At 69.5% G+C, this 15,299-nt stretch carries 17 protein-coding genes, 1 tRNA gene, 1 pseudogene and 1 riboswitch; of the genes and pseudogenes, 10 read left to right on the top strand and 9 right to left on the bottom strand.

Annotation, left to right across the window (positions count from 1 at the left end; genetic code table 11):
* Positions 1 to 150: 150 nt before the first annotated feature.
* Both H288_RS0112055 and H288_RS0112050 read right to left on the bottom strand, forming a co-directional pair.
* Positions 151 to 1,053, bottom strand: a complete 903-nt coding sequence (locus H288_RS0112055) for an alpha/beta hydrolase (protein ID WP_020092836.1) — start codon at positions 1,051 to 1,053, stop codon at positions 151 to 153.
* Between the two features lie 23 nt (positions 1,054 to 1,076).
* Entirely contained in the window at positions 1,077 to 1,412 is a 336-nt protein-coding gene (locus H288_RS0112050) for a GIY-YIG nuclease family protein (protein ID WP_026604874.1), read from the bottom strand.
* Between the two features lie 118 nt (positions 1,413 to 1,530).
* Here H288_RS0112050 and H288_RS0112045 point away from each other — a divergent pair, with 118 nt between their 5' ends.
* The 3 genes and pseudogenes from H288_RS0112045 to H288_RS32315 all read left to right on the top strand — a co-directional run bounded on the left by H288_RS0112045 (position 1,531) and on the right by H288_RS32315 (position 3,890).
* Positions 1,531 to 2,136: a DUF2239 family protein gene (locus tag H288_RS0112045; protein ID WP_020092834.1), complete on the top strand. Its 606-nt coding sequence runs from the start codon at positions 1,531 to 1,533 to the stop codon at positions 2,134 to 2,136.
* A 138-nt stretch (positions 2,137 to 2,274) separates the two neighbouring features.
* Positions 2,275 to 2,667: a hypothetical protein gene (locus tag H288_RS35110; protein WP_128083336.1), complete on the top strand. Its 393-nt coding sequence runs from the start codon at positions 2,275 to 2,277 to the stop codon at positions 2,665 to 2,667.
* Between the two features lie 58 nt (positions 2,668 to 2,725).
* Positions 2,726 to 3,890 (top strand): annotated as a pseudogene (locus H288_RS32315) (IS3 family transposase).
* 183 nt (positions 3,891 to 4,073) lie between these two features.
* Here the strand turns inward: H288_RS32315 and H288_RS0112025 are convergent.
* Positions 4,074 to 4,148, bottom strand: a tRNA-Gly gene (locus H288_RS0112025).
* A 254-nt stretch (positions 4,149 to 4,402) separates the two neighbouring features.
* On the opposite strand from H288_RS0112025, the gene H288_RS0112020 reads away from it, so the two are divergent.
* Together H288_RS0112020 and H288_RS0112015 are read left to right on the top strand one after the other, a co-directional pair.
* The gene (locus H288_RS0112020) at positions 4,403 to 6,172 is read left to right on the top strand and encodes an N-acetylglutaminylglutamine amidotransferase (protein ID WP_020092831.1); all 1,770 of its coding nucleotides are present in this window, start codon (positions 4,403 to 4,405) and stop codon (positions 6,170 to 6,172) included.
* 118 nt (positions 6,173 to 6,290) lie between these two features.
* The gene (locus tag H288_RS0112015; protein WP_020092830.1) at positions 6,291 to 7,115 is read left to right on the top strand and encodes a class II glutamine amidotransferase; all 825 of its coding nucleotides are present in this window, start codon (positions 6,291 to 6,293) and stop codon (positions 7,113 to 7,115) included.
* A 10-nt stretch (positions 7,116 to 7,125) separates the two neighbouring features.
* Here H288_RS0112015 and H288_RS0112010 read toward each other — a convergent pair whose 3' ends face one another.
* The gene (locus tag H288_RS0112010) at positions 7,126 to 7,464 is read right to left on the bottom strand and encodes a flagellar protein FlaG (protein ID WP_020092829.1); all 339 of its coding nucleotides are present in this window, start codon (positions 7,462 to 7,464) and stop codon (positions 7,126 to 7,128) included.
* Positions 7,465 to 7,718: 254 nt separating this feature from the next.
* Between H288_RS0112010 and H288_RS33515 the strand changes: the two genes are divergently transcribed.
* Positions 7,719 to 8,237: a hypothetical protein gene (locus H288_RS33515; RefSeq protein WP_158684211.1), complete on the top strand. Its 519-nt coding sequence runs from the start codon at positions 7,719 to 7,721 to the stop codon at positions 8,235 to 8,237.
* A 22-nt stretch (positions 8,238 to 8,259) separates the two neighbouring features.
* On the opposite strand, the gene thiC is transcribed toward H288_RS33515, so the two are convergent.
* Positions 8,260 to 10,146: a phosphomethylpyrimidine synthase ThiC gene (gene thiC / locus H288_RS0112000; protein WP_020092827.1), complete on the bottom strand. Its 1,887-nt coding sequence runs from the start codon at positions 10,144 to 10,146 to the stop codon at positions 8,260 to 8,262.
* Between the two features lie 71 nt (positions 10,147 to 10,217).
* Positions 10,218 to 10,323, bottom strand: a riboswitch (TPP riboswitch).
* A 114-nt stretch (positions 10,324 to 10,437) separates the two neighbouring features.
* Between thiC and H288_RS0111995 the strand changes: the two genes are divergently transcribed.
* The 3 genes from H288_RS0111995 (at position 10,438) to H288_RS0111985 (ending at position 12,845) form a co-directional block, all read left to right on the top strand.
* The gene (locus H288_RS0111995) at positions 10,438 to 11,268 is read left to right on the top strand and encodes an alpha/beta hydrolase (RefSeq protein WP_020092826.1); all 831 of its coding nucleotides are present in this window, start codon (positions 10,438 to 10,440) and stop codon (positions 11,266 to 11,268) included.
* Positions 11,269 to 11,283: 15 nt separating this feature from the next.
* Positions 11,284 to 11,658, top strand: a complete 375-nt coding sequence (locus tag H288_RS0111990; protein ID WP_020092825.1) for a restriction endonuclease — start codon at positions 11,284 to 11,286, stop codon at positions 11,656 to 11,658.
* A gap of 116 nt (positions 11,659 to 11,774) precedes the next feature.
* A complete protein-coding gene (locus H288_RS0111985) occupies positions 11,775 to 12,845 on the top strand; it encodes an acyltransferase family protein (RefSeq protein ID WP_020092824.1) in 1,071 nt (356 codons plus the stop codon).
* 6 nt (positions 12,846 to 12,851) lie between these two features.
* Here the strand turns inward: H288_RS0111985 and H288_RS0111980 are convergent, their stop codons facing one another.
* Positions 12,852 to 13,097 (bottom strand): hypothetical protein, encoded by a 246-nt coding sequence (locus H288_RS0111980; protein WP_020092823.1) that lies wholly within the window; start codon positions 13,095 to 13,097, stop codon positions 12,852 to 12,854.
* Between the two features lie 100 nt (positions 13,098 to 13,197).
* Complete coding sequence (locus tag H288_RS0111975; RefSeq protein WP_020092822.1) at positions 13,198 to 13,698, bottom strand: hypothetical protein; 501 nt, start codon at positions 13,696 to 13,698, stop codon at positions 13,198 to 13,200.
* A 184-nt stretch (positions 13,699 to 13,882) separates the two neighbouring features.
* Between H288_RS0111975 and H288_RS0111970 the strand changes: the two genes are divergently transcribed.
* Positions 13,883 to 14,266, top strand: coding sequence for a hypothetical protein (locus H288_RS0111970; protein ID WP_026604872.1), 384 nt, complete (start codon positions 13,883 to 13,885; stop codon positions 14,264 to 14,266).
* Between the two features lie 37 nt (positions 14,267 to 14,303).
* On the opposite strand, the gene H288_RS0111965 is transcribed toward H288_RS0111970, so the two are convergent.
* The gene (locus tag H288_RS0111965; RefSeq protein ID WP_020092820.1) at positions 14,304 to 15,020 is read right to left on the bottom strand and encodes a DUF1275 family protein; all 717 of its coding nucleotides are present in this window, start codon (positions 15,018 to 15,020) and stop codon (positions 14,304 to 14,306) included.
* 4 nt (positions 15,021 to 15,024) lie between these two features.
* The gene (locus tag H288_RS0111960) at positions 15,025 to 15,243 is read right to left on the bottom strand and encodes a hypothetical protein (RefSeq protein ID WP_020092819.1); all 219 of its coding nucleotides are present in this window, start codon (positions 15,241 to 15,243) and stop codon (positions 15,025 to 15,027) included.
* Between the last annotated feature and the right edge of the window lie 56 nt (positions 15,244 to 15,299).

Below are 15,299 nucleotides of genomic sequence, written 5' to 3'. Positions count from 1 at the left end.
TTCCGCGATTATACTCGCTACAACGAATCCGTTGCCCTGAAGCCCATCTGACAAATAAGTGGACGGCCGGCTATCGACCCACTATCGCCAAAGGGACGGCACAACAGCCTTCTTAAAAGCGGTCGCTTGAACCTGTGGATGCAGGCCCTTCTACAGTCCCGAAATCGAGATGCTTGAACGGCAAGCGGTTCGCTCAATTGCATCGGCAATGGTCCGGTACAGGAATGGCGGCAGATCGTGCCCCATCCCGGGGATCAACATCATCTCCGCATTCGGGATCGCGGCCGCGGTGTCCTCGCCGCAGGCAGGCGGAAACAGAGGATCCTCTGTCCCATGAACAACAAGGGTGGGCGCCGTGATCGCGGCGAGCCGTGACCGGCGGTCGCCAGCTAATCCAACCGCTGCGATCTGGCGTCCGAACCCACCCGGCGCACGGCCTCGCCGAACTTCCTCCCAGAGGAGAGCACGGTGGGCCTCTTCGTCGAATGGATGTGCCGTACCCGCAATGCGCCGCGCGAAGGCAACGCCGTGATCGAGGAAACCAGCCTCGTCCAAGGCGGGATCGGGGGCGGGGCGCATCAACATCGTCATGACGTCAGGCCCTGCCGGCGGCAGGTCCGGATTTCCCGTGGTCGACATGATTGAGGCGACCGAGAGCACACGAGACGGGTGCTCGCTCGCCAGGATCTGGGCGATCATGCCGCCCATCGAGCGGCCGACAATGTGGGCTCGGCGGATGGACAGGGCATCGAGCAGACCGAGCGCGTCCGAGGCCATGTCGTCGAGCGTGTAGGCGAGTTCCGGCCGCCGTCCCTCAGTGAGCGCCGAGGCCAAGGTCGCAAAGTCCATCGCGCCATGCTCAGCGAAGTGGGTTGAGCGTCCCGTGTCCCGGTTATCGAACCGCACGACGCGGAAGCCGCGCGTCACCAACTCAAGGCAGAAGGCGTCCGTCCAGCGGATCATCTGCGTACCGAGCCCAGCGATCAGGAGGATCGTGTCAGCCGCCCCGTCGCCGAAGCTGTCGTAGGCCAGGGTGATGCCGTTGGCCGCCACATTGGCTGACCTAAGTTCCGAGCTCATATCCGGACGGCCCGGAGTTGCTCCGCCCACTGGATAAGGCGCTCCCTCATCACCCGGTCACGGACGTACGCGATCTCTTCAGCGTCCAACCGCTCGACGATCTCGAAGCTGAACGCCTCGGCTCCATGCGCATTCCACGCGGTCTGGAGCGAACGGTGCGTGTTCGTGCCCTGCCGGAGCGTGAACCAGAGGCGGTTCTGGATCTTGGACAGGTCGGGCGCGCCGCCGACCCAAACCTCACCGGAGGCCATGCAGTGGACAGCGTAGATGCCGCTGTCGACGTCTCGCTTCTTGTAGGCGCTCACGGCCGCCTTTCGGTCTTCCATTCTCATCATGTGCCCTCACAGCTTGGCGGCGACGCTATCGAAGGCACCCCGGTGACGCAATATCACCCGGGTAAAATTGACATCAAGTGGTCGATCCGGCTAAGGTGGAGAGGATGGAGGCGCCATGCCTGAAGACCCAATCAGGACGTTCACCGCGTTCGCGGGTGTGCAGCGGCTCGCCAGCGGTCGCTTGATCGACGTGGCTCTCGCCGTGAAAGCGCGGGCGGCGGAAGAAGGCGATCCGATCCTGACCTTCGACGACAGGTCGGGCTCCGTCATCGACCTCGATCTGCGCGGAACAGAGGCGGACATCACCGCACAGTTCGCCGAACCCGCGAATGCGGGAGACGCTACGAGCACCGTTGAGGGCCGAACGGATCCTGATGGTGCGCCAAGAAGCCGAGGTCGCCCGAAACTCGGGGTCATCGCCCGCGAGGTGACGCTGCTTCCCCGTCAGTGGGAGTGGCTTGCATCCCAGCCAGGAGGTGCATCGCAAGCGTTGCGGCGCCTCGTTGATGAAGCGCGGCGGGCAGATGGTAGGCAGACCCTGATGAAGGCCGCGAGAGAGGCCGCCTACCGCTTCCTTTCGGCGTTGGCTGGCGATCTGCCCGGGTTTGAGGAGGTGATCCGGGCGCTTTTCGCCGGGGATGCCAACGGCTTTGCCGCGCGCATGACGGCATGGCCACCGGACATCCGAGACCATGCGCTGAAGCTCGCAGCCCTCACCTGAGCCAGCGAACGACGGCCGATGGCTGAGGTCCGCCCCGTGCAGCGGCAGCTTTTCCAGATCCGCGTCAGAAAGCTGACATTCCGGAAACCACCCACCTCGGCCACTCTGCGGCTCTCACCAACTCCTTGAACCGGCGGCTTGCCGCGCAAGACTCAGGTCGGCCTCCACCACTATGTCATTGAAGGTTTACCGGGGGATCGTGCGCATCGGAGCGAGATCCGCGAAGACACCCGCGAAGCCGCCTTCCGGGGCATCGCTGTCGGTGAGGGCGTCCAATTCTCGGCCAAACCCCCTGAAGCTGGCGGCATCGACCTCGCAAAGGTGGATCTGGTTCCGCCCCGTTCTGAGGGCGGGGTCCTGAAACAGCACGACAGCCGTCTCCATGGCCCGGAACGTTCTGAACCGGCCGGACGCGACGAGCCTGCCGGCGGCGGGTCCGATATGGCGCCTCATGACGTCCCGGTAGCCGGCCAGATCTCCCGGCCGAACGTCTATGAATCCAAGCGAAGCCTGCCGGTTGGACTGACCTGACCGGCTGGCTTTGGACCGGCCTGATTGAGAGGATCAGTTGGGACCGAGGGAGTTGAACATGGGGCGAGGCCAGAAGACGAGTGCGGAGCAGGTGGTGCTGAAGCTGCGCCAGATCGAGGTGCAGACGACCCAGGGCAAGAGCTTGGCGCTGGCGTGCAAGGAGGCGGAGATCTCCGAGCAGAGCTATTACCGCTGGCGCAAGGAGTACGGCGGTCTCCAAGTCGATCAGGCCAGGAAGATGAAGAGCCTGGAGCGCGAGAACGCGCGGCTGCGGCGGCTGGTAGCCGATCTATCCTTGGAGGATCAGGTGCTGGCGGACGTCGCCTCGGGAAACTTGTAGCCCCCGAGCGACGCCGGCAGGCGGTGGACGGGATCCGGGAGAAGTACGGTCTCTTCCGAACGTCACGCCTGCCGGATCGTCGGTCAGCACCGCGGCACGCAACGCTACGTGCCGACCTTGTTGGCGGACGAGGATGAGCTGACCCGCGCCATCATCGCCCTGGCGTCCGAGTACGGGCGCTATGGCTATCGCCGCGTCACCGCGCTGCTGCAGGCGGCAGGGTGGCAGGTGGGCAAGGACCGGGTTCATCCTTCGAGAACCTCAGGATGAGGGCATCTGGCGTCGCGAGGGGCTGAAGGTCCCGCAGAAGCATCGGCCGCGCGGCCGGCTTTGGCTGAACGACGGCTCGGGCAAACGGCTGCGCCCGCTCCGCCGCAACCACGTCTGGAGCTTCGACTTCGTGCAGGCCCAGACGCACGACGGCCGGACCTTGCCCATCCTGACGCTGATCGACGAGCACAGCCGGGCGTGCCTCGCGCTGAAGGTGGCGCGGCGGATCAACAGCCTCGGTGTGATCGAGGCACTGGCCGACGCCATGTGCCTGCACGGCATCCCGGAGCACATCCGCTGCGATAGCGGCCCCGAGATGATCTCGAAGGCGCTGCGCCAGTGGGTCGCCAAAGCTGGCTCGCAGATCCAGTACATCGCACCGGGATCGCCGTGGGAGAACGTCTACTGTGAGAGCTTCAACGGTAGGCTGCGCGACGAGTGCCTACGCCAAGAGATCTTCGACTCGCTGAAGGAGGCGCAGGTCGTGATTGGTCTGTGGCAATCCACCTACAACCGCGTCCGACCGCGCTCGTCGCTTGGCTATCGGCCACCTGCGCCTGTCAGCTTCCCAGATCTGGCCTTCCGGCTACCCATGGCCGCTACCATGCAGTAGCCTCCCACTCGGCCCGGGCCAAAATACCGGCCAAGTCAGGTGAGGGTCGTCGTCCCGGCAGCGTGGCAGTTCGCGTGCGCTCGGACAACGCGGAAGCGAGCGTTGATTCGGCTGACGGTGGTACGCTGGTGGTACGCTCGCCTGTCAGCGTACCACGGTCCCCTACGAAGTGCTTATGAGGATTGGAGCGGGCGATCGGGATCGAACCGACGACATTCAGCTTGGGAAGCTGACGTTCTACCACTGAACTACGCCCGCCGACATGGTCGGCACGGATAAGGTCTGTCGCGGAGCGCGAACTCCGAACGGCGCCGTGCGCTCATGTACGGCCATGGTCTAGCAGTTCCACGGCGATGGCGTCAAACGGGTCCGGCATCTCATGGTCGTGATCCCTGGGCGGCCCCGCGTGAGCCCGGCGCGGCGTCCCGGCCGGGTCGGCGGAACGCCGCGGCGCGCGAGCCGTTTCGCTCCAAGAAGCGCGCGTGGCGCCGGACCGAGACCCTGCTGACACCATGTGCGGAATCTGCGGCGAGATCTGCTTCGACCGGCCGGCGGACCCCGCCGCCGTCGACGCGATGATGGGATCTCTGCGGCCGCGCGGGCCCGACGCAGCGGGGCTCTTCGGTTCCGGCCGGGTCGTTTTCGGCCATCGCAGGCTCAAGATCATCGACCTGTCCGAGGCCGGGCAGCAGCCCATGATCGATCCTGCCCTCGGGCTCGCGATCGTGTTCAACGGCTGCATCTACAATTTCCGCGCGCTGCGCGCCGAACTCGAGGCGAAGGGCTACGCGTTCTTCTCGACGAGCGACACCGAAGTGGTGCTCAAGGCCTTCCACGCCTGGGGACCTGCCTGCGTCGAGCGCTTCGCCGGCATGTTCGCCTTCGCGATCCTGGAGCGGGATTCCGGGCGAGTCGTGCTGGCGCGCGACCGGCTCGGCGTGAAGCCGCTCTATTACAGCGAGTCGAAGGGCCGCTTCCGCTTCGCCTCGTCGCTCCCGGCCCTGCTCGCCGCCGGAGACGTCGATACCGCGGTCGATCCGGTCGCGCTCCACCACTACATGAGCTGGCACGCGGGCGTCCCGGCCCCGCTCACCATCCTCAAGGGCGTGCGCAAGCTGCCACCGGCGACGATCCTGACGATCGAGCGGGACGGGACGCGGCACGCGTCGACCTACTGGACCCTGGCGATCGGCCCCCGCGCGGCCGACCGTGGCCGGACCGAGGCGGACTGGCGCGAGGCCGTCCTCGAGGCCCTCGGCACCGCCGTCGAGCGCCGTCAGGTCGCCGACGTCCCGACGGGTGTCCTTCTCTCGGGCGGCCTGGACAGCTCGCTGCTCGTTGCCCTGCTGGCGCGCGGCGGGCAGCGCGGACTGAAGACCTTCTCGGTGGGCTTCGACGCGGTGAACGGCGTGGAGGGCGACGAGTTCAGGTACTCCGACATCATCGCCGAGACCTTCGCCACCGACCACACGAAGCTCGCGGTCGACGGCACCCGGACGCTGGAGGCACTGCCCGCGGCCATCGCGGCGATGTCGGAGCCGCAGATGAGCCACGACGCGGTGGCCTTCCTCCTGCTCTCGCAGGAGGTCGCCAAGCACGTGACGGTGATCCAGAGCGGGCAGGGCGCCGACGAAGTGTTCGGCGGCTATCACTGGTATCCGAAGCTGATGGGCTCGACGGACCCGGTCGCCGACTACGCGAAAGCGTATTTCGACCGCGACCATGCCGAGATGCGGGAGGCCCTGACGCCCGACATGGTCGGCGGCGACCACAGCACCGACTACATCGCGACCTTCTTCGCGAACTCGCGGAGCGACAGCGCCATCGACAAGACTCTGCAACTCGACCAAGAGGTCATGATGGTCGACGATCCGGTCAAGCGGGTCGACAACATGACGATGGCCTGCGGCCTCGAGGCGCGGGTGCCGTTCCTCGACCATGACCTCGTCGAGCTGGCGGCCCGCATCCCGGCGGAGCTCAAGGTCCGGGACGGCGGCAAGTACATCCTCAAGGAGGCCGCGCGGACGATCGTCCCGGCCGAGGTGATCGACCGCGAGAAGGGGTATTTCCCCGTTCCGGCGCTGAAGCACATCCGCGGCACGTTCCTCGACTACGTCCGCGACGTGCTGGACCGGCCCGAGGCGCGCGCGCGTGGCATCTTCAACCGCGCCTACGTCGATCATCTGCTCGCCGATCCCGACGGCACGCTGACGCCCAAGGGCAACTCGAAGCTCTGGCAGGTGGCCCTCCTGGAGAGCTGGCTCCAGACGCACGGCGTCTGAGACGGGCCGCGGCACGCCTTTCGCGACGGATCGTGATCGACCGCGCGCTCAAGGTGCCGCGCTTTGTCCACGATCGTCCCGGATCAGCCGGTCGACAGACACCCGGAGAAGCCCGTCGATGTGCCGCTGGATCGCCTATGCGGGACGCACCATCCCGCTGGAGCACTACGTCACCGAGCCGTCCCACAGCCTCGTCTCGCAGAGCATCGCGGCGCTCGAATCGACCGCGGCGACCAACGGCGACGGGTTCGGGCTCGGCTGGTACGGCGATCACCCGGAGCCCGGCCGGTACCGCGAGGTCCAGCCCGCCTGGTCGGACGACAACCTGCGCTACCTGTGCCGGCACTTGCACTCGCACCTGTTCTTCGCGCACGTGCGCGCCGCGACCGGCACGCCGATCACCCGGCCGAACTGCCATCCCTTCGCCTGCGGCCCGTGGCTGTTCATGCACAACGGCTATATCGGCGACTGGAGCCGCCTGCGGCGCCCGGTCGAGGCGCTGATCCCGGACGAGCTGTACCCGTCGCGCGCGGGGACCACCGATTCCGAAGCGATCTTCCTCGGGCTTCTGGGCTGCGGCCTGATGGGACCGGGGCCGCGCCGCGATCCTGTCGAGGCGACGGCGCGCGCGCTCGCGCGCCTCACGGATCTCGCCGGGCCGCATCCGTTCCGGTTCACCGCGGCGCTGGCCGACGGGCGCGATCTCTACGCGTTCCGCTACGCCGCGAACGACAAGGCGAACTCGCTCTACTACCGCGCTTCGGAGGGCGGCGTGGTCGTCGCCTCGGAGCCGCTCGACCGGGATCACGGCACTTGGACGACGGTCGCCGAGAACAGCGTGCTCGTCGCGCGGCGGGACGCGCCGGTGGAGATCCTGCCGCTGGCGCAGTTCGGCCTGGCCGCGCCGCCGGTCGATGACTCGGTCCGCCGGCTGCGCGCCTGAGCGACTCCGCTCAGGCGACGCGGGAGAGGCTGCCGCTCTGCGAACCCTGCGTGCTGCGGGCGGAATCGTAGGCGCGATTGCGCAGGGCGGTCTCGCTCGGGAGCTGGTCGATCACGTTGCCGGACGACGGATCGACCACCTGGAACACGATCGAGCTGGTGTCCGGATCCTGGATGTACCGCGCCTTGCCGCCGTTCGTGCCGATGTCGAGCTTCACCGCGGGCTCGAGCGGCTTGGCGGACGTCTCGGGCTCGGGCGCCTGCTGGGTCACGGCGGCGGCGGCCGTCGCTCCGAGCGCGTCGAGGCCCTGCGGCCCCGGCGTCGTGGATGTCAGCGTTCGGATCTCCATCGCCGGTCTCCTGCGATCCTGTGATCGAAGGATTGAGGCGCGGTCCTGCCTAATCGTTCCTTAATGGCGACCGCCGGTCCACCGGATGATGTGGCGGAATCGGAGATGCGATGAACATCGCGTTACCTGCGCGACACAAATCCGTGCTGAATTTTCTCCTGGGTCGACTCGGCGCCCAGCCGGTTCGTCTTCCCGCGACGGGACTGCGGCCCGCCCCGCGCAGCGTGGAGCACGCGATGTACAGGATCTCGGCGATGCTCGTCTTGGCGACCAGTCCCGCGCTCGCCGCGCCGGCCGCGGCTGGCGATCCGGGTACGCGCGCGCCGTTCATCCGCGAGCACCGCTGCGCCGTCGCGGAGCGTCTCGACGCCATCCACAGGCGCGGGCCGGTCGACGTCTCGCGCGACCGCTTCATCGTCGTCGCGCCGCACGGACAGGCGCAGCGCTACGTCCAGTGCATCTTCCAGGATCGGGATACGCGGATGTTCTGCGAGGCCGCGTCGGGCGCCTACGGGCCACCCGGCCGAAGGCGCCTGCGGCTGGATGCGACGGCACGGCAGGCTCTGGCGGCGCTCGGATACGTCCAGGCGGACCCGGCGGAGAACTTCGCGCGCCTCGTGGAGCTGGGATCGCCGCCCGACACGGGCATCGCCGCGGATCTGATGCTCGCGGCGCTGCACGATGCCTACGGCGCCCGCCCAGGCGACATTCTCGATATCGAGGCCCCGCACGGCGGAACGCCGGGGCGGGGCTGCGGCGCGCCCGAATCCTGAGCGGACCGGGCGCGCGCCCGTCTCACTCGGCGGCGTCGACGTAGAGCTTGCCGCCCTCGGCCAGGAACTCCTGCGACTTCGCCCGCATGCCGGCCTCGGCCTCGGCCTTCGACATCGCGGGCGCCGCGCCCACGACTTCGCCGGCCTCCTCCATCGCCAGCACCTCGGCGCGCAGGTCCTGCGTGATCTTCATCGAGCAGAATTTCGGCCCGCACATCGAGCAGAAATGCGCGACCTTGTGGGCGTCCTTCGGCAGGGTCTCGTCGTGGAAGCGCCGGGCGGTATCCGGATCGAGGCCCAGGTTGAACTGGTCCTCCCAGCGGAAGTCGAACCGGGCGCGGCTGAGCGCGTCGTCCCGGAGCTGCGCGGCGGGATGCCCCTTGGCGAGGTCGGCGGCGTGGGCGGCGATCTTGTAGGTGATGACGCCGGTCTTCACGTCGTCCCGGTCCGGCAGGCCGAGATGCTCCTTCGGGGTGACGTAGCAGAGCATCGCGGTGCCGAACCAGCCGATCATGGCGGCGCCGATGCCCGAGGTGATGTGGTCGTAGCCCGGGGCGATGTCGGTGGTCAGCGGGCCGAGGGTGTAGAACGGCGCCTCGCCGCACTCCTTCAGCTGCTTCTCCATGTTGACCTTGATCTTGTGCATCGGCACGTGGCCGGGGCCTTCGATCATCACCTGGCAGCCCTTGTCCCAGGCGACCTTGGTCAGCTCGCCGAGCGTCTCCAGCTCGCCGAACTGCGCGGCGTCGTTGGCGTCGGCGATCGAGCCCGGGCGCAGGCCGTCGCCCAGCGAGAACGAGACGTCGTAGGCCCGCATGATGTCGCAGATCTCGTCGAACCGCTCGTAGAGGAACGATTCCCGGTGCCCGGCCAGGCACCAGCGCGCCATGATCGAGCCTCCGCGGGAGACGATGCCGGTGACGCGCCGGGCGGTCAGCGGCACGTGGGCGAGCCGCACGCCGGCATGGATCGTGAAGTAGTCGATGCCCTGCTCGGCCTGCTCGATCAGCGTGTCCTTGAAGACCTCCCAGTCGAGCTTGAGCGGGTCGCCGCCGACCTTCTCCAGCGCCTGGTAGATCGGCACCGTGCCGATCGGGACCGGGCTGTTGCGGATGATCCACGAGCGGATGTTGTGGATGTTGCGGCCGGTGGACAGGTCCATGACCGTGTCGGCGCCCCAGCGGATCGACCAGACGAGCTTCTCGACCTCGTCGGCGGCCGAGGAGGTCACGGCGGAGTTGCCGATGTTGGCGTTGATCTTGACCAGGAAGTTCCGGCCGATCGCCATCGGCTCCAGCTCGGTGTGGTTGATGTTGGCCGGGATGATCGCCCGGCCGCGGGCGATCTCGTCGCGGACGAATTCCGGGGTGATGAAGGGCGGGACCGAGGCCCCGAAGCTCTGGCCGTCCGCGAGCGCGGCCTCGGCGCCCGCGAGCATGGCCTCCCGGCAGACGTTCTCGCGGTGGGCGACGTAGATCATCTCCTCGGTGATGATCCCCGCGCGGGCGAACTCGTACTGGGTCACCATCTGGCCCGGGGCCGCCTTGCGGATGGTCCGCTCGGCGGGGCAGGGGGCCACGAGCTTGTCGCCCGCGAATCCGTTATCCTCGGGCTTCACCGCGCGCGGCGCGACGGCCGCGTAGCCGCGGGCGGCGACCCAGGGCTCGCGCACGCCGGGGAGGCCGGCATTGAGGTCGATGCGGGCATCGGTCTCGGTGTAGGGGCCCGACGGGTCGTAGACCCGCACCGCTTCCTCCTTCGGATCGGAGAGGACGATCTCGCGATAGGGGACGCGGATGTCCGGCCGCCCGGCCGGGTTCGCGTACGCCTTGCGCGATCCGGTGACCGGACCCGTGGTCACGGTCTCGGGGCTGCCTTTCACGTCCTTCGGGAGAACGGGTGCGTTCATCGTGGGCCTCTCCTCGTGCTGGAGCGGTCCGGTCCACGCGATGGCCGAGATGAGATGAGGTCGCGCGAGATGCGACCGCAGGTTCCCGTCCCTCCGCCGGTATGAGCCGGATCAGGTTCAAGGGTCAGGGCAGCGTGCCCAATCTCAGCCCTCTTCAGGGCCCCCCTCGGAACGGTTCCAGACTCGGGCCCGCGGACGGCTTTGTCAATGCTGACCGGCCGCCCTAGAAAACACATCCCCGAAACCGTTCGTCCGAACGCACGCGTTCTCCCCCGCCGCAATCGCACCGCAATGCGCCTCATCGCCGGCCTCCTGCTCGCCGCGCTCCTCCTCTGCGGGCTGGCCTGCGCCGCGCTCGCGCTCGGGCAGCGCCGGTTCCTCTATCCGGGCGCCTTCGGGCCGCAGAACCCGTGGACGATCCCGCCGGGCCTCGCGACGATCACGGTCGCGACCCCCGACGGCGAGACCCTGCACGGCCTGTGGCGGCCTCCGCGGCCGGGCTGCGGCGTCGTCGTGAGCTTCCACGGCAACGGGTCCCGCCCCGAGCCGCACGCGGCCCGCTTCGCCGCGGAGCCCTGGCGGGCGCGCGGCTGGGGCGTGCTCACTGTGGCCTATCGCGGCTATCCCGGCTCCACCGGCAGCCCCAGCGAGGACGGGCTGATCCGCGACGGGCTGGCGGCCGTCGAGGCCGCGCGGGCGCGGGCGCCCGACGCGCCGATCCTCCTCCACGGACACTCCCTCGGGGCCGCCGTGGCCGTGGCCGTCGCCGAACGGGTGCCGACGATCGGCCTGTACCTGGAGGCGCCGTTCGACTCGATGACCCACACCGTGCGGCTGCATGTCCCGCTAGCCCCGATCTGGCTCCTGCGCGACACGTACCGCTCGGACCTGCGCATCCGCGACGGGTCGGCGCCCGTGCTGATCGTGCAGGGCCGCGACGACACGGTGGTGCCGGCCAAGCTGGCGCGGAACCTCGCCGAGGCGGCCGGCCCGCGGGCGCGGATCGACGTGATCCCGGGGGACCACGTCTCCATCCTGGGGAGCCGGGATCGCGAGGCCGAAGCGCTGTTCGGACAGGGCGTCGGTCCGGCTTGCCCGCAGCCGGTGGACCAGCAGGGGTAGGAGAGGGAGGCTCGCGTGGTCGGACGGCGCTCGCAGCGCTGGAGCGCCGAGGATCCGGACGCGCCGGGCGTCCCGGGCCCGCCGGACCCGGTCTGCCCCCTCTGCGAGCGCCCGATCCCGCGCCGCGCCCGCTCCAGCCTCCATCACCTCACGCCGAAGCTGAAGGGCGGGACCCATCGCGGCACGGTCCGGCTGCACCAGATCTGCCACTCGGCGATCCACGCCCGCTACAGCGAGGCGGAGATCGCCAAGCGCCTCGCCGACGTCGAGGCCCTGCGCGCCGATCCGGAGATCGCGCGCTTCCTCGTCTGGGTCCGCGGCAAGCCCGACGATTTCCACGCCGCCACGCGCATGACCCGCGAGCGGAAGTCGGCGCGCCGCAAGATCTGACACCTGCCCGGCCGGCGTTTACCGGGCGTTCGTCACATCCGCAGGTGGCCGCCGCCCCGTTCCTTGCCGTCAACCCGAACCGGTCCAGGATCGCCCCGATCGCGAGGGTTCGGACGATGGCCGGGGTCGGGGATACGGGGGATCGACTCGCCTGGGTCGATATCGCCAAGGGGATCTGCATCCTCCTGGTCGTCATGATGCATTCGGTCATCGGCACCGGCGAGGCCATGGGCGGCGAGGGCTTCCTCCACCCGATCGTCGCCTTCGCGAAGCCGTTCCGCATCCCGGACTTCTTCCTGCTCTCCGGACTGTTCGTCGGGCGGGTGATCGACCGCGACTGGCGCCTGTTCTCCGACCGCCGGGTCGTCCACTTCGCCTATTTCTACCTGCTCTGGCTGGTGATCCAGTCGGTCGCCAAGTACGGCAAGATCGTCGGCGATGCCGGTCCCGCGGCCTTCGCGGCGCATCTCGCCCACGCGCTGATCGAGCCCTATTCCAGCCTCTGGTTCATCTACCTGCTGGCGGTGTTCTCGGTGGTCACCAAGGCCCTGCGCCGCGTGCCCGGCGGCGTGCTCCTCGCCGGCGCCGCCCTGCTGCAGATCGCCGACATCCGCAGCGAGTCGACCCTGATCGAGGAGTTCTGCGCCCGCTACGTCTACTTCGTCGCGGGCTACCTGTTCGCCGGGCGGATCTTCGCGCTCGCCGACGCGGCGCGCCGCCGCGTCCCGCTCGCCCTCTGCGGCCTCGGCGCCTGGGCGGTCCTGGAAGGCTGGCTCGCGCTGACCCCGTCGGGCCTGCCGGATCATCCGACCCTCGCCAGCCTGCCGCTGGTGAGCCTCGCCCTCGGCGGGGCCGGTGCCCTCGCGATCTTGGTGGCGGCGGCTCTCATCGGCCGCGCCGGCGGTCCGGTCGCCGAGGCGGTCCGGACCTGCGGCCAGCGCTCGATCGTGATCTACCTCGCCTTCTCGCTGCCGATGGCGGCGACCCGGGAGATCCTCGTGCGCACCGGCGCGATCGCCGATATCGGCCTCGCCAGCCTGACCGTCATGGCGATGGCGGTTGTCCTGCCGCTCATGCTGGAGCGGCTGGTCCGCGGAACGGCGCTCGACCTGCTGTTCGTCCGGCCGCGCCGGTTCCGGCTGGCCGGGTCCGGGCCTAAGCCGAGCCCGGCCCTGCAGGCGACCTGAGGGACCTCAGCCGTCGAAGGCGATACCGATCCGCCGGCTGCGCCGCCACGCCACGGTGGCCGGGCGCGGTTCGGTGCCCGTGCTGACACGAAGCGCGAAGCGGTCCGGCACGGCCTGATCGTCCTCGACCTCGATCTGCGCGCCGACGTCGGTGGCGTCCCAGACCAGGCAGCTCACCTCGCCGCCGTCGAGCAGCACGGCGCCGAACGTGAAGGCGTTCTTCCGGAAGGTGCCGCGGCGATTCTCCGTCATCAGCTCCTCCGTCCCGTCTCGTGGCTCCGCGGAGCCGGACGATGCCGGATCGCGGTTAACAGGGCAAATACGTTCCCGTGCCTGCCCTGCTCGACCGAGATCAGTACTCGTCGGGATCACCCCGGTAGCGGCGTGGCCCCGGCCCGTAATCGTCGTCGTAGGAGCGGCGCGGCGGCGGGCGGTCGTAGTCGCGGCGGTCGCGGTAGGCGTCGCGCCGGTCGTCGTAGCCGTCATTCCGGTAGCCGCCCCCGCCGCCGTAGGCACCCCCGCCGCCACCGCCGTAGCCGCCGCCGTAGCCCCCACCGCCGCCCGCGTTGATCCGCGGAGCGTACCAGCAGCTCTTCGCCTGGCCCGGCGCCGGATCGCCGAAGGTCTGGGTGTTGCAGGGCACGACGCCGCCCTGCGGGAACGGCCGGCCGTTCGTCCGGCCGGGCACGCCGTAATAGACGTTGGTGGGATAGGGCATCCGGCAGACGCCGCCCTCCTGCGCGCAGCCGACCAGGTTCACCGTGTCGAGCTGGTAGGCCTGGGCCGGGGCGGGTGCCAGCGCGCCGCCTCCCAGCGTGATGGCCCCGAAGGCCAGAGCGATCCGAATCTGCACGTCCCCGATTCCCCCGTGGTTCGCGGTGCGGGTGCCGAATAATCCGGTCGGCGGCTTCCGGCCAGCGGCCGCGCTCGCTATGGCGTCGCACAAGGATGCGCGCGGGCCGGTCCGCGGCCGGCGCGACGGTGATCGGGCGGAACGCCCCGTCGTCGGACGGGAGACGGCGCCCCGGGAGGCCTTGATGAGGGATGCGTCCGCGCAGGAGCTTCTGCTGCTCAGCGCACTCCAGGAATGCCGGATCCAGCTCGACGCGGCGCGCAAGGACGAGGCGGCCCGCGCCGCCGTCCGGGAGGAGCTCGAAGCCGCGCTCCGGCGCGAGGCCGCTCTCGCGGCGGCGATCGTGGAGGAGCGCGAGCGGACCGAGGCGGTCCGCCTCGTGCTTCAGGCGCTGTTGATGAGCGTCCGCCGGTTCGGTCTGCGCCGGCGCCTGTTCGGGGCGCGCATCGCCCGGCTCGGCCGCGAGACGCCGGATTCCGGTCCGCAGGCGGCCCGCCATCCCGTGCTGCTCGCCGAGGCGCGACGGGTGCTGGGTAAGCCATCGCCCGAACCGCCGGCCGAGCGGTGACGGCGGTCGCCGCCCGAGCGCCGCGCGGCGCGGCTCCTCACGGCCCGGCGCCGGCGTCTCCTGGCGCCGCGGCCAGGACGATCAGGGCCGTCAGAACGCCGAGCGGCAGGACGATGCTGCCGAAGGCGAGATGGGCGATCCCGAAGGCGCCGAACAGCGCGCCCGCGGCGAAGGCCGCGATCGCCGGAAGCACGCGCAGGAACCTCTCCCGGGTCTGATCGCGCTGTGGGCCGCGTCCCAGGACGAGGTCGGTCGCGTCGATGACGGCCTGGCTGACGCTCACCGTCATGACCGTGGTGGGGGCGAGATGGCCGAGAGACAGGCGGCCGATGGCGTTCTGTAACCCCATGGCCGCGACCGCGAGCATGCCGACGGCGATGGAAGCGGCACTGTCCGCTCCGCCGAGGGGCGACCACACGGTGCCACACAGCCCGAATCCCGCGAGCAGGGTCACCTCCACGGCGAGGAGCCAGGGCAGGGGGTCGAAAGCCCGCCGCTCCAGCGCCAGGGCCAGGACCCGCGCCCCCGCCACCGCTCCGACGAAGACGGGCAGCGCCAGGAGCTTGGCCACCACGCCGCTGGAGCTCGCGACCAGCTCGGCGCCGATCAGGACGAAGTTGCCGGTGACATGAGCGGTGAAGAGGCCGGTCAGGGCGATGAAGGCCGCAGCGTCGACGAAGCCGGCGACGAACGCCAGGGCGGCGCCGGCGAAGGGATCGCTCCCCGGTCTCCGAGCTCGCGCGGGACGACTCATCGTCTCAGTCGGCGAAGGGCGTCGCCGTCAGGCCGACCGGCATCCGCGGATTGGCGAAGTAGTCGGGCCAGCGATCGCAGAGATACAGGATCGCGACCAGCACGGTGGCGATCGCCAGCAGGGAGGCGAGCACCTCTGTGACCTGCGTCGCCCATTTCCCGAGCGTCGGGATCGCCATGAGGCCGCCGACGAACAGCGTGGTCACGATAACGGGTGCGGACATCGGGCAAGGCTTCGCGGCGCGGCTCTGGGACGGGGTTGTCCCGAACCCTAACGCTG

It is taken from the genome of Methylobacterium sp. 285MFTsu5.1, from assembly GCF_000383455.1.
Taxonomy (GTDB): Bacteria; Pseudomonadota; Alphaproteobacteria; order Rhizobiales; family Beijerinckiaceae; genus Methylobacterium.
Note: the sequence above shows the minus strand (reverse complement) of the source record. Positions and strands in the feature narration are given on the sequence as shown.